12 protein-coding genes and 3 tRNA genes are annotated in these 11,914 nt (G+C 69.6%); 7 read left to right on the top strand and 8 right to left on the bottom strand.

What is annotated here, in order from left to right:
- The first annotated feature begins 4 nt into the window (after positions 1-4).
- Complete coding sequence (locus tag E8D34_RS17185) at positions 5-1,042, top strand: hypothetical protein (RefSeq protein ID WP_136595890.1); 1,038 nt, start codon at positions 5-7, stop codon at positions 1,040-1,042.
- Positions 1,043-1,121: 79 nt separating this feature from the next.
- Here E8D34_RS17185 and E8D34_RS17180 read toward each other — a convergent pair whose 3' ends face one another.
- Both E8D34_RS17180 and E8D34_RS17175 read right to left on the bottom strand, forming a co-directional pair.
- Positions 1,122-1,523 (bottom strand): YccF domain-containing protein, encoded by a 402-nt coding sequence (locus E8D34_RS17180; protein ID WP_136595889.1) that lies wholly within the window; start codon positions 1,521-1,523, stop codon positions 1,122-1,124.
- A 53-nt stretch (positions 1,524-1,576) separates the two neighbouring features.
- Positions 1,577-1,661, bottom strand: a tRNA-Ser gene (locus tag E8D34_RS17175).
- Between the two features lie 172 nt (positions 1,662-1,833).
- On the opposite strand from E8D34_RS17175, the gene E8D34_RS17170 reads away from it, so the two are divergent.
- Together E8D34_RS17170 and E8D34_RS17165 are read left to right on the top strand one after the other, a co-directional pair.
- On the top strand, positions 1,834-2,289 hold the full coding sequence (locus E8D34_RS17170) for a hypothetical protein (protein ID WP_136595888.1): 456 nt from the start codon (positions 1,834-1,836) through the stop codon (positions 2,287-2,289).
- A 125-nt stretch (positions 2,290-2,414) separates the two neighbouring features.
- A tRNA-Ser gene (locus E8D34_RS17165) sits at positions 2,415-2,504 on the top strand.
- Positions 2,505-2,909: 405 nt separating this feature from the next.
- Here the strand turns inward: E8D34_RS17165 and E8D34_RS17155 are convergent.
- The gene (locus tag E8D34_RS17155) at positions 2,910-3,941 is read right to left on the bottom strand and encodes a LuxR family transcriptional regulator (protein ID WP_136595886.1); all 1,032 of its coding nucleotides are present in this window, start codon (positions 3,939-3,941) and stop codon (positions 2,910-2,912) included.
- A 102-nt stretch (positions 3,942-4,043) separates the two neighbouring features.
- Here E8D34_RS17155 and E8D34_RS17150 point away from each other — a divergent pair.
- Positions 4,044-4,116 (top strand) — tRNA-Arg (locus E8D34_RS17150).
- Positions 4,117-4,173: 57 nt separating this feature from the next.
- On the opposite strand, the gene E8D34_RS17145 is transcribed toward E8D34_RS17150, so the two are convergent.
- Positions 4,174-4,386: a hypothetical protein gene (locus E8D34_RS17145; RefSeq protein ID WP_136595885.1), complete on the bottom strand. Its 213-nt coding sequence runs from the start codon at positions 4,384-4,386 to the stop codon at positions 4,174-4,176.
- 232 nt (positions 4,387-4,618) lie between these two features.
- On the opposite strand from E8D34_RS17145, the gene E8D34_RS17140 reads away from it, so the two are divergent.
- On the top strand, positions 4,619-5,731 hold the full coding sequence (locus tag E8D34_RS17140) for a DUF1524 domain-containing protein (RefSeq protein WP_206056775.1): 1,113 nt from the start codon (positions 4,619-4,621) through the stop codon (positions 5,729-5,731).
- 427 nt (positions 5,732-6,158) lie between these two features.
- Complete coding sequence (locus E8D34_RS17135) at positions 6,159-6,953, top strand: matrixin family metalloprotease (RefSeq protein WP_136595884.1); 795 nt, start codon at positions 6,159-6,161, stop codon at positions 6,951-6,953.
- A 118-nt stretch (positions 6,954-7,071) separates the two neighbouring features.
- On the opposite strand, the gene E8D34_RS17130 is transcribed toward E8D34_RS17135, so the two are convergent.
- Together E8D34_RS17130 and E8D34_RS17125 are read right to left on the bottom strand one after the other, a co-directional pair.
- Entirely contained in the window at positions 7,072-8,088 is a 1,017-nt protein-coding gene (locus tag E8D34_RS17130) for a DUF1963 domain-containing protein (protein ID WP_136595883.1), read from the bottom strand.
- Between the two features lie 49 nt (positions 8,089-8,137).
- Positions 8,138-8,926, bottom strand: coding sequence for a hypothetical protein (locus E8D34_RS17125; protein WP_136595882.1), 789 nt, complete (start codon positions 8,924-8,926; stop codon positions 8,138-8,140).
- Between the two features lie 382 nt (positions 8,927-9,308).
- On the opposite strand from E8D34_RS17125, the gene E8D34_RS17120 reads away from it, so the two are divergent.
- Entirely contained in the window at positions 9,309-10,172 is an 864-nt protein-coding gene (locus E8D34_RS17120) for a helix-turn-helix domain-containing protein (protein ID WP_136595881.1), read from the top strand.
- A gap of 77 nt (positions 10,173-10,249) precedes the next feature.
- On the opposite strand, the gene E8D34_RS20860 is transcribed toward E8D34_RS17120, so the two are convergent.
- Positions 10,250-10,405 carry a hypothetical protein gene (locus tag E8D34_RS20860; RefSeq protein ID WP_168929495.1) on the bottom strand — a complete coding sequence of 52 codons (156 nt, stop codon included), beginning with the start codon at positions 10,403-10,405 and terminating at the stop codon, positions 10,250-10,252.
- Between the two features lie 296 nt (positions 10,406-10,701).
- Positions 10,702-11,760, bottom strand: a complete 1,059-nt coding sequence (locus E8D34_RS17115) for a cutinase family protein (protein WP_136595880.1) — start codon at positions 11,758-11,760, stop codon at positions 10,702-10,704.
- Between the last annotated feature and the right edge of the window lie 154 nt (positions 11,761-11,914).

The raw sequence follows: 11,914 nt of genomic DNA, 5'->3' as shown, positions 1-11,914 counted from the left end.
CGCCGTGCCTGCTCCCGTCGCCGACCTCCAGCGCCGCGTCAGCATCCGCGTCGAGCAGGCGATCTCCTCGCCGTGGCCGTTGCGGATCGCCGGCCTGGCCGCGATCGCCGGCGCGATGATGCTGCTCGCCGCGATGGTCCCGATCGGGCCGGAGTGGCTCGCCGGCGTCGGGGCGATCGTGGTCTCCGGCACCTACGGCTGGGCGCTCGCCGCCCGCGAGGGCGGCCGACCGTTCGTCTTCGGCGCGATCGCGCTGGCGTTCGCGATCACCGCGGTCGTCTCCGAGCAGGAGGTGCTGCGCGCGGGGGCCGCGGTGCTGATCTCAGCGGTGGCGGCGGTGCTGGGCGTGATGGTCACCGTCCCCTGCCGGGGCTACTGGGCCTCGGCACGCGAGGCGGGGATCGCGCTGGGCACGGCCGCCGTCGGCGCGCTGGCCAGCATCGGCTTCGAGCCGGCGATCCGGGTCAACCGCTACGAGTACGTCGTACTCGGCCTGGCGCTGCTCGGCGCGTTCAGCGTCGTCTACCGCCTGGGCGCGGGGTTCCACGGGCTGGGGCGGCGCGGCCTGATCGTGGTGGCGGTGGGTGCGCTGCTGCTCGCCGTGACGCTGCTCTACGCCGAGATGCTGCGCCGCTACGGCGCCTACACCCTGATCGACCAGCTGCTGGCCGTGGTGCGCTGGAGCCGGGACAACCTAGGCGCGTTCCCGCGGCCGATCTCGGCGATCCTGGGCGTCCCGGCCATCGTCTACGGCTGCCACATGCGGGCGCGGCGCCGGCAGGGCTGGTGGGTCTGCGCGTTCGGTGTCGCCGCGACCGCGCCGACGGCGACCGCGCTGGGCAATCCGGAGATCGCGGCCGGCGAGGCGCTGCTCTCGGTCGGCTTCGGCCTCGTCGTCGGCGTGCTGCTGGGCTGGGCGGTGATCAAGGTGGACCGCCTGGTGACCGGCAGCGGCCCGAGCTCCGGCGGGGGCCGCCGGGTGGCCACCCAGGCCGTCGAGCCGCTGCGTCCCGAGCCGCACCGGACCGCCGCGCTGCTCTGAGCGTGGATCGGTCGATGGCCGGCGAGCACGCGGCCAACCGGTGGTTCCACGATGAGGCGACGGTCGGACGGGGACGCGGCTAGCCCGCGGCGTACGTCGCGCGCGGGTCGTCGAGGTCGACGATCTCCTTGCCCAGCGGGGTGAGGCTGATCGGGATCATCTTGAAGTTCGCCAGGCCGAGCGGGATCCCGATGATCGTCAGGCACAGCAGCACCCCGGAGACGGCGTGGCCGATCGCCAGCCAGATCCCGGACAGGATGATCCACAGGATGTTGCCGATCAGGCTGCCGGCGCCGGCGCCGGGCTTCGCGACGACGGTCCGGCCGAACGGCCACAGCGCGTAGAGCCCGATCCGGAACGACGCGATGCCGAACGGGATGCCGATGATCGTGATGCACCACAGGGCGGCCGCGGCCAGGTAGCCGAGGAACAGCCAGAAGCCCGCCAGCACCAGCCAGATCACGTTGAGCAGCGTCCGCATGTGTCGCAGCCTAGGGCCGTTCGCAAGGCAGGCGCGCGCGCCTGCCCGATGGGCGGAGGAGGCGGGATTCGAACCCGCGGTAGGTCTCCCTACGACCGCTTTCAAGGCGGTTCCGATCGGCCACTCCGGCACTCCTCCAGGCCGGCCGAGCGCGGGTCGTGTGCCTCCGGCACCGCTGGAGCGGGGTCTCGGGCACACGAGCCGACCAAGCCGACGGTCTGGGAGTCTAGGGGAGCCGCCGGCCGCCGGGGCCGGTGGCCGGGCCGCCGCGGCTTTGGCCGGTGCGGGGTCCTCTTGTTCAATGCGGGTCATGAGCAACGCAGCGCCGTCCGTGACCGACTACCGCCTCGCCCCGCCGGTGATGGCGCGCTTCGTCGGTGCGTATCTGGTCGTGTTCGCCGTCGTCGTGCTCGTCTTCACGGTCGCGGCCGCCGGTCTGGGCATCGACCCGAACGCGATCGTCGTGCTGCTGCTGCTCGGGCTGGTCGGACTGGGCATCCTCGGCTGGTGGCTGCGCAGCCGGCTCGCCGTCGTCCGGCTCACCGCGACCGGCTACCGGGTCCGCCTGGTCCGCGGCGTCGGCGTGCGCGAGGCCCGGTGGAGCGAGGTCGAGGACGCCGTGGCCGCGGCGCCGCGCGACATCGAGTGCGTGGTGCTGCGCCTCAAGCAGGGCGGTACGACGACGATCCCGGTCCAGCTGCTGGCCGCGGACAAGGACGACTTCGCCCGGGACGTCCGCGCGCACCTGATCGCCGCCGGTCGCTGATCCGCTGACCGGCTGCTCGCAGGCTGGCACTGGCCGCCTCGGGCCGGTTCCGGGGTGGCCGGATTCGGTGCAGAGGGCCGGTGCTTGTAGCCTTGGCGCGCTGGCCGGAGAAATCTGGCCGGTGGGGAGGCGTCGCCTAGTCCGGTCTATGGCGCCCGCCTGCTAAGCGGGTTGAGGGTAACCCCCTCTCGCGGGTTCAAATCCCGCCGCCTCCGCCGAAGGAAAACGCCCCTGGTGAGCCCCGCTCACCAGGGGCGTTCCGCTTTTTCGGTCGCAATGGCCCGTCGCGTCTCATTTTTCTTCCAGTTGTCGGGTTTGCCTGGGGCGAACGGGGGAAGAGTTCGCCTTCTGGACGGAAGTCCGGTCCTCCGCCGACGGCGGCCAGGGGCCGGGGCGGACGTCCCGTCGACACCCCACGGGCGGCGTCACGACGAGTCGCCGTTGACACAGGAGCAGGAGCGGACACATGAAGAAGCTGACGCGCAGGGCCCTCCCCGTCGCAGCCGCCGGACCCGACCACGGTCGGGACACCAGCTGGGGAGGCGGCAGCTGAAGGTTCGCCCGCGCGCGGGGCGCGCCCGGGGCATGGTGTCCCCGGGCGGTGGCCCCACGCGGCGCCCTCAGGCGTCCGGGCCGCCCTCGGTGGGCGGAGGCTCGCCCTCGTCGTTGCCGGTGACGCCGAGCCGGCCGAGGGTGTAGCCGAGCTGGAAGCGGCTCTCGGCGTCGTACTCCTCCTTGAGCTCGGCCACGTAGCCGGCGTACGTGCGCGGGCTCACCCCGAGCCGCTTGGCGCTGATCACGTCGGCGTGGCCCTCGGCCAGCATCCGGATGGTCATCGCCCGCTGCTCGGCGGCGATCTCGCGGGTGACCGTCCGCTCGGTGCTGGTGAACGGGCGGGCCCGGGCGAACGCGCGGTCGAAGACGTCCACCAGGTACGCGACCACGGCCGGGTCGCGGACCACCACGGCCGTGGCGAGGCCGTCGGCGCCCGGGATGACGGCGACGCGGCGGTCGACCACGATCAGCCGGTTGAAGAACTCGTCGAGCGTCCGGACCTCGGCGCCGGCGGCGGTGACCCGGGCGACGTACTTGTGGGTGACGGCGTCGCGGCGGGCGCTGTGCTGGTAGAGCGTGCGCATCCGGACGCCGCGCTCGAGGGCGTCGATGTCGCGCAGGACGCCCGCCGCCATCGACTGCGGGTCGCGGCCGGTCTGCGGCTGCGCGGTGAGCAGCTCCTCCTCGGCGTCGGCCACCAGGTCGTTGAGGAACGGGCTGATCGCGAGGCCGTGCAGGTAGGTGACCAGGCCGCTGGTGTCCTCCGGCTGCGGGGCGCGTCGCCAGGTGTTGCCCAGCGCGCCCAGGGTCTTGGCCCAGCGGGCGGACTCCTCGATCAGTCGGGTGCCCTCCTGGCCCAACGGCGCGACCACCTGGGACTGGGCGGCGGCGGGATCGGCCGGCAGCCATACCTGGGCCTCGGCGTCCCGGTGCAGCAGCCCCATCCGGACGAGCAGCTCGAAGCCGCGCCTGGTCGCACCGCCGTCGGCGATCCGCGGGTCGTCGAGGCGGATCCCCTGCTCCTTGACGGCGGACTCGTAGAGTCCGAGCGCCTCGGACTCGAAGATCTCACGGTCCTCCGGTGGGTATCCCGGCATGGGTCGATCGTCCCACAGCCACCGGGACGAGCGCCCTGCGTCGCTGATTCGGCATCCGGCGCCACCCTCCGCTAGTCTCTTCTGGTCGCGGTAACGCGGCGGGCGCCCGTAGCTCAACGGATAGAGCATCTGACTACGGATCAGAAGGTTTGGGGTTCGAATCCCTACGGGCGCGCAAGAGTTTGCAGTTCAGAGGCCCTTTTCCCATCGGCGGAGAGGGCCTTTGGTGCATCTAGGGGCCGGAAACGGGCCGCATTGCTCTCGATTCGGGCCGGTCTCGGGGCCGGCTCCGCGCGGGTGCCCGCTGTTGATTACCGGAGAGCAGGGAGGCCGCGATCGCGCCGCCAACGGCGGCGGTGATGAAGCCGAAGGTGAAGCCGACGGCCTTGCGGGCGCGGTTGCGGGTCTTGGAATCGGGGTCCTGACTGGGGTTGATCGTGTCCATGGGTGGCCTTTGACGAGGGATGATGGAACGCTCGGGCGAGCGATCCGCACTGAGGTGTGCAGTGCCTGCGGCGAGCGCTACCGATCCGGCCAACGAATCTCGGCGTCTTCGTCCCAGTGCTCGAACGGGCGCGGCCCGTAGGGCGGGCGACGCGGTCGTGACCGACCTCCCGATCCAGGTGTCGTCTTCCAACAATTCGGCGACGAACCGATGCGCAACCTAGGTTGCGCGCATGACACGGACCCGCGGCGGATGGCTCTACTCCTGGCCGATGATCGTCATCGGCATGGTGTTGTGCCTCGTGCCCGGCTTCTGGCTGCTCTGGAAGCGCCCGGGCCTCAGCGTCGCGTGGAAGTCGCTCTGGACGGTGGTCACCCTCGCTGCCGTCTTCGCGATTGGGTTGACCGGCAGCGAGACCACCGTGACTGGCGACCCCGCTACTTCGGCGTCCTCGAGTCCGACACCGACGCCGGTCGAGACCTCCTCTGCGACACCGACAGAAGACCCGACGCCTACTCCGACCACCGCGACTCCGACTCTGACTCCGACTGAAGCTCCGGCCGACGGCGACGCCGACGACGTCGTCGACGCCCTGGTCGTGAAGGGCCGCGCCGCCAAGACCGGCTACTCCCGGGACCAGTTCGGCCCGGACTGGGTGGACGTCGACCAGAACGGCTGCGACACCCGCACCGACATGCTCGTCGCCACCCTCACCGAGCAGACGAAGGATGGCCGCTGCAAGGTGATGTCGGGGACTCTCGCCGACCCCTACACCGGGACATCGATCCAATACGTGCGCGGCGGCACCAGCGAGGTCGACATCGACCACGTCGTCGCACTCTCCGACGCCTGGCAGAAGGGCGCGGCGAAGTGGCCCTACGCCAAGCGGGTGGCGTTCGCGAACGATCCGCTGAACTTGCAGCCCGCCGATGCCAGCGCGAACCGCCAGAAGGGTGACTCCGACGCGGCCTCGTGGCTGCCGCCGAACAAGTCCTATCGGTGCGAGTACGTCGCCCGTCAGGCAGCAGTGAAGACGAAGTACCGGGTCTGGGTCACCCAGCCCGAGAAGCAGGCAATGCTCACCGTCTTGGAGACGTGCCCGGCCGACAACGTCCCCGAGCCCGGGTCTCAGCCGACGATCGCAGCCAACACGGGTGGACCGCCCCCGTCCGCGACCCCGAAACCCACCCCCAAGCCGACCCCGAGCGCCAGCCAGACAGACCCGCGGTTCTCGTACTGCTACGAGGCCAACGACGCCGGGTACGGAAACTACGTTCGCGGACGCGACCCGGAGTACGACTGGTACGACGACCGCGACGGCGACGGCGTGGTCTGCGAGTTCTAGCCCGACGCGGAGGCGGTCGGCTGGAGGTCAGCCCCGGCGCCCGACTCCGGAGCGGCGCTCCTCGCGCAGGCGGATAGTGATCGTGCGGGCCGCCGACAGCCAGCCGCCGAGCACGTGGTGGAACCCCTGCTGCGCGGCCGGGTTGCCGCGCCCACGCCGCCGGACTGGGTGCGCGCCGGCTGGGTTGCCCGTGACGGAGGAAGGGGGTCCCGTGGGGAGCAGTCGGCGGCTGGGTATGGCTATTCCGTGACGCCCCGAGCATTGGCGGACACGTCGTCGGGCCACGAGTGCCGTTCGGGAGTGTCAGCACGTCTGAGGTGTTCAAGATGGCCTTTGCGGTTCGTTGGGTGCGTCATGATGGCGCGGTGGTTCCTCAGGGCGTCGGGTGCTGCTGGCAGATGGTCGCTTACGACGCTGGGGGCGATGGATGATCGATCAGGACCACCCTGATGGCCGGTCGGGCAGCGAGACGTCGCCGCCATCCTCGAGTCTGTCCGACAGCGGCCGGCGGTCACATGGAGCCTTGCTGCCGGGCCTGCTAGTCATCGCGGTACTCCTTGGCGGCGTCGTCGCCCTAGATCCGGACAACAGTTTCCGCACGATCCGACGCCTCGCTGGGTTCGACAACGATCGGCTGGGCGTGGCGCCCACGGTGTCCCAGGGCGTTGGCACCTATGCATTCATGCGGACCCAGCGGGGCAGCGACGTTCCGGTCGCCTTCACCCCCTGCCGCCCGATCGAGGTTGTGGTCAACCCCGACGGAGCTCCCGCGAACTACGACGAGCTGGTCGATACCGGGCTCGCGCGCACAGGTGCTGCGACCGGGCTGAAGTTCGTCCGAGTCGGTCTGACGGATGATCGCGGCACTCCGCGTGGAGGGTTGGCCCGGCGCCGGCCGGTTCTGATCGCCTGGGCAACACCCGAGGAGTTCCCAGAGTTGGCCGGCGCCGTGGCCGGAATCGGCGGCAGCACCGCGGTCGGGACACCGGGTCGGCTGAGGTACGTCACGGGTCAGGTGATCCTCGACCGAGACCTGTTCGCGTCGTTCGGTCCCCGGGACGCCGAGTACGCCCAAGCGATCGTCGACCACGAACTCGGGCACGTCGTCGGGCTCGATCATGTCGACGACCCGGGCGAGCTGATGTACGAGTACACCGAACGAACTACCTACGGGCCGGGCGATCGGGAGGGCCTCGCGAAGCTGGGCAGCGTCGATTGCTGAGCCACCGTCGTCGGGGCCGACGGTGAGCCGAACAGCGGCAATGGCAGCCGAGGCTGGTTGGCCGGCAGCCAAGCGCCCGCCGCGATGCGTCGTCTGGCGCGACGCGCACTCGACTGGGCTAGTGGTCGGTGCGGATCAGCGCCCAGGCGCGGTCGAAGCGCCGCACGGTCAGGTCGCTGCGCCGAATCCAGTACTCCAAGTGGCGGCCGCCGTGCAACCAGTCAACGTTCGCCTCATCGAACTGGAGCGGGTTGATGTCGGCCAGCAGCACGTGCTCGTCCCCGGCCTCAAGACGGAGATGCTTGCGCACCAGTCGGTCGTAGTCCTCGTTGGGCGGGACCGCACTGAACCCGAGAAGTCGCGACGGGGCAGGTAGCGGCTCGAACCCGTCGTCCCACGGTGTGCGTTGCAGCGCCGTGAAGTGTTCGTCGCGACGCCCGTTGTTTTGCATGTAGGCATGTGCCTGGATCCATTCGTAGAGCCGCAAGTAATGGGCCCCGGCCGCTGGTTCCCCCACCTCCATACCGGCCATGTTCGGGATCGACGGCGCCACCTCGTGTGCCAGCGGCACCGGCGGGTCGTAGGCCTCGGGATCCATGTCGTCCGGTTGTGGCGTGGGCTCCCACCCGATCGTCCCGCTCGGTGCCTCCTCGCGTGGCACCCATCGCACCGACCACGCATCTGCATCGCCAGCCTCGTCGCCGTAGGTGCTGCAGTCGTGGAAGAACTGCAGCAATCCGGTGGCCGGCAGACCGGCTTCGGCGACGACCTCGTCCCCCTGGTCGACGGCTAGCCCGTACAGGTCGACCTGAAGAACGTGGGTCAAGGGCACCCCTGGCCCGCGCTGTGCTTCTGGGCTGCGCCGCGGCCAATCCAGGCCGCTTCCGACCGGACGGGACGGCGCGCCGGCGAAGAACGTCCAGGACCTGAACCCACCCAACTCGTTCTGGGGAAGCGCGGGGTCAATCGGCGTCAGCATCACCGCCAGCCGCATAGGCATCGCCTGCGGGGTAAGCGCGATCGCGGGGTCGGCGTAGAACTCGTCCTGGTGCCAGTAGGCGGTTTGCAGCGCGACCTTGGGTGAGCCTGGTCGTGGCCCGTCCCCGGGCAGGCCCGAACGACCCTCCATGCTCATCGGTCACTCACCTCGCTGACTCCCTAAACGCCACCGGTTGGTGCTGCGCTCAGATTCCGGATCCGATGATCTCAACGCCGCAGTGGTTAAGCAGGCGCAAGCCGAACAAATGCTGGTTGTTAAAGGAGTACCCGCGCTGGGTGCGTCGTAGCGTCTGGTCCCGGTTGGCGTCGACAACGACGACCTTGAGCGCGTCGCGGTCTCGCTTGATCAGGTTCTTGAGCTTGGTGGCCATCAGGGCGTTGATGCACTTCTGGTGCAAGCCGGTCCTGATGTTGACCAGGTTCTGCCGGTTGTTGATCTTCCAGGAGGGGAACAGGTTGCCCTGGTGGTTCTTTGCCTTCTGCTCGACGATGTGGTGCCACTCGCGACCGGTTCCTGCTGCTCCCCATCGGGTCTTGAAAGCATCGAAAGAGGTGTACCCGTCTTCCCGCTTCGGGTCCTGGTTGACCTTGATCTTGAACCCGCCCGCGGTCTTGTAGTCGCCCTTGATGGGGGTGCTGACGCTGTCGATGATCAGGCCCAAGTCGCGCACGACTCCCTTCGCGGCGCGTTTCGCGGCCTTTGAGGTTGCGGCGCGGACGCCCACTCTGACGGCCTGGCGGCCACCAGCGACCACGACGACGACCAGCCAACCGAGGATGGGGTTCTTGGCGGCGAGGCGGCGTTGGTTCCGCCGGTCATCCACCTCCGGGGCGTCTGCGGTCGCGGACGGCGAGTTCGCCAGTCGAGCCGATGGTGGGGCAGTCGCCGACGCCGGCGCGACCAAACCCAACGTCACCAGCATCGCGATCGGAAGCGCGAGTTTGGCGTGCAGTTTGAGCATCGGTTCCCCCATGTCTATATGCGACTTCTGTCGCGCCAATTGGAGGATCGACCTTCGCAATCGCCTCAGCGGCTCGCATGCTGGGAGGCGTCACGTCCCCAAGACGGGTGAGAGGCCGTGAGGGATGGGGTCTGCTACGCCCATAGATGTCTGGTGGTCGACCTGTCATCCGTCGTGCGGCAGGCCATGGCGCTGGTACAGCGCGTGTTCGACGTACCCGCCGGCATCCCGCCGGTCGCTCTGGACATTCGTCGCGGTACTGGTTGCTGCCAATGCCTCTGCCTCGGACGTGACGCCGTCGGTCCAGCTCCGTCTGGGCCGCACATCCATTCTGAGAACGCTAGGATTCCCGGAAGGTAGTGGCGATCAGGATGGCGGAATCATGGGTGCACTCATGAGCGTCGCCGAGGCGGCCGAAGTCCTCGGAGTGGTGCCCCAGCGTGTGCGAGAACGCATACGAGAGGGATCACTGGCAGCTCAGCGGGTCGGCTCCCAGTGGGTCATCGACGCCGAGGACGTACGCCGCCTCGCCCACCGCGATCGGCCCGGCCGCCCCCTGTCGACCAAGTCTGCGTGGGACCTGCTCGCCGTCGCCGACCGTGGCCCTGCTGCGGAGCGCCTGACCTCCTCATCCCGCAGTCGCGCCCGCTCGCGCCTGCGGGCCCTGCTCGCTGAGGTTGGCAGGCTCGTTGATGCTGACCGGGACGACAGCCTGGACAGAGCCGCGGCCGTGCTCGGTCGAGCGATGGGCAACCGGGCCGCGCGCGCCTGCTACGCTGCCTCGCCACGCGACCTGGCCGACCTTCGAGCTGACTCGCGCCTGCGCCTGTCGGGCGTGTCGGCGCCGGAGTCGAACATCGCGTCCGGCGACCTGGCTGAGGGCTACGCCTCCGAAGAAGACGCCGACGGTCTCGCGGATGGCTACCTGCTCGAACCCGTCGCCCGTGACCGCGCCAATGTCATCCTCCACCTCGTGTCCGGTGACATCTCTCCTGATCTGGACCTGGTCACCCCGGAGGGTGGCCACCTCAACCCCGAGCGGGCTTCCGCCTGGCTCGCCCTAGCCGCCGACCTGGCCGAGCACGACGGGGCAAGGGAACGAGGCGAAGCCGTCCGGGCGCTCGCCGTTGCTAGTGCGCTGCTCCATCGGTCTGGGTTCCTGGTCGCTCCCGCCGCGACGCTCGACCACCTGAACCGCTTTCACGAGGCGACGGCGGACCTCGGCGACGAGGAAGTCATGCGGGGGGCGTGGTCCTGATTCAGGGCCGCAGGGCCGAGGAATGCCTTGCCCTCGCAGGAGGGCCGGCAGCGGCGCGGCGTCCTCAGGAGCCGCCGTCACCGCGGCCGACGAGCCCGGAAGTCCGGGTCAGGCGCAATGAACTCGCCGCTCTCGCCGTCGTCGGTGGTGTAGGTGGCCTTGATCCCGTCGAAGGAGGCGCCGTCCTTGGTCGCCATCACCTTCGGATCCAGTCGCAGGTGCAGCACGATCAACGCCGATCGTGCCTCGGTGTCCTCGGTGTCCTCGGTGTCAGGGGTGGGGGTTGGCCAGCGCCAGGCCGGCCTCGGTGCGGGCCGAGGCCGCGAACTGGCCGCCGGTGGGGACGCCGGCTGGGACACGGCTCGGGTTGTTCAGGGAGGTGCTCATGCCGGAGGGGTGCGCGGCGCAGCCGCCTGGCGCTGATGGCCCTGCCGCGCCCCGGCGCGCCTCCGGGTGGACCCAGATTGCACTCGGTGAGATGGCACGGCCCCGGCTTTCCGGGGAGGGCCGGGGCCGCGCTTCGTCGGGGTCAGTGGGTGGCAATGTACCTCGCTGTGGGGGATGCCCACCGGTAGTCGATCTGGTACTTGTTGCTGTGGATGGAGTCGGAGAACCCGCCCGACGGGTAGGTGACGGAAATGCGGGCGAAGGACTGCTTGCTCATCTTGCCGATCGGCGCGCAGACGATGTCGCCGGAGTAGCACACCGAGGCGACGGGAATGCCCTTGCGGGCGATCTGCGAGGCGGTGAGGAGGCCGGAGAGCGCCGGGGTGTTCTCGTAGGCGTGCAGGTCGGCCGCCATCGTCTTGAAGTCGTTCGCGGTCTTGACCGCGTTCTTGACCTTCTTGCACAACGGAATGCCGAGGCAGAAGGGCACCCGCTTGAGGAGGACGTTGGCGAGGGCGACGGTGGTCCAGATCTGGAAGTTGCCGAAGTTGTTGCTCGTCGCCGCCCGCGCGAAGGACAGCACCCCCGGCTGGCTGGGTCCGGTCCACTCCTTGGCGGCGTTGGGGAACGACATCCGGCGGTCGGTCGCGCCGGCGAGCGGGTCCGCGATGAGGATCGAGCCCTCAACCTTGCCGCGCAGAGTGCTCGACGCCGCCCACTTGGAGGTGGTGATGTGCGTCAGCGCGGCGCCCTGGGAGTAACCGGCGAAGATGAACTTGGACTTGGGGAATCGCTTGGCGAGGTACGCCGCCTGGGTGTTCATGTACGGGTATCCGCCGATGACCTCGTCGATGTAGGTGTCCCACTCCATCTTGTCGAACCCTTTCGGGACGGCCAGCGCCGGGTAGACGTTGGGGTTGACCGCGACACAGGCGACCTTTCCGCGGTACTTGGGGTCGTTCTTAACGGCCTGCCACGCCTTCCAGACCCGGCTGCCCATCCCGTAGTAACTGGTCTTGCTCTCGCCACTGCCCCGGGCGCCGATGAAGATGTACTGCTTCTCCTTGAAGGTGCGGGAGTCGGACGGGTTCCAGCACTCCGCCGTGGCGGCGTTGGCGGGGGCGGGGGACGCCATCGTCGCCAGCGAGGCCGACATGACCACGGCTGCGATAGCGGGGCGGAGGAGGTTGCGCATTCTCATGGCGGGAGGGTATTAGGCGCAGATCCCGGCCGCTGAGGCCGGTTACTGATCTCGGTGAAGGCGGCGCGCTCACCGAGGCCGATCAGGTCGGCGGTGTGGGAGAAGTCGAAGACCGGGCCGCAGTCGAAGGTCTCGTCCAACTTCACATGCGCGA

It is taken from the genome of Nocardioides sp. GY 10113 (assembly GCF_004919105.1).
GTDB lineage: Bacteria > Actinomycetota > Actinomycetes > Propionibacteriales > Nocardioidaceae > Nocardioides.
This window is presented reverse-complemented; position numbering and strand designations above follow the sequence as displayed.

What these genes read in the sequence shown, in the direction of transcription:
- E8D34_RS17115 (WP_136595880.1), bottom strand. Translation starts at nt 11,760, where the DNA reads ATGAGAATGCGCAACCTCCTCCGCCCCGCTATCGCAGCCGTGGTCATG.
- E8D34_RS17130 (WP_136595883.1), bottom strand. Translation starts at nt 8,088, where the DNA reads ATGAGCATGGAGGGTCGTTCGGGCCTGCCCGGGGACGGGCCACGACCA.
- E8D34_RS17140 (WP_206056775.1), top strand. Translation starts at nt 4,619, where the DNA reads ATGACACGGACCCGCGGCGGATGGCTCTACTCCTGGCCGATGATCGTC.
- E8D34_RS17135 (WP_136595884.1), top strand. Translation starts at nt 6,159, where the DNA reads ATGATCGATCAGGACCACCCTGATGGCCGGTCGGGCAGCGAGACGTCG.
- E8D34_RS17155 (WP_136595886.1), bottom strand. Translation starts at nt 3,941, where the DNA reads ATGCCGGGATACCCACCGGAGGACCGTGAGATCTTCGAGTCCGAGGCG.
- E8D34_RS17120 (WP_136595881.1), top strand. Translation starts at nt 9,309, where the DNA reads ATGAGCGTCGCCGAGGCGGCCGAAGTCCTCGGAGTGGTGCCCCAGCGT.
- E8D34_RS17125 (WP_136595882.1), bottom strand. Translation starts at nt 8,926, where the DNA reads ATGGGGGAACCGATGCTCAAACTGCACGCCAAACTCGCGCTTCCGATC.
- E8D34_RS17145 (WP_136595885.1), bottom strand. Translation starts at nt 4,386, where the DNA reads ATGGACACGATCAACCCCAGTCAGGACCCCGATTCCAAGACCCGCAAC.
- E8D34_RS17180 (WP_136595889.1), bottom strand. Translation starts at nt 1,523, where the DNA reads ATGCGGACGCTGCTCAACGTGATCTGGCTGGTGCTGGCGGGCTTCTGG.
- E8D34_RS17170 (WP_136595888.1), top strand. Translation starts at nt 1,834, where the DNA reads ATGAGCAACGCAGCGCCGTCCGTGACCGACTACCGCCTCGCCCCGCCG.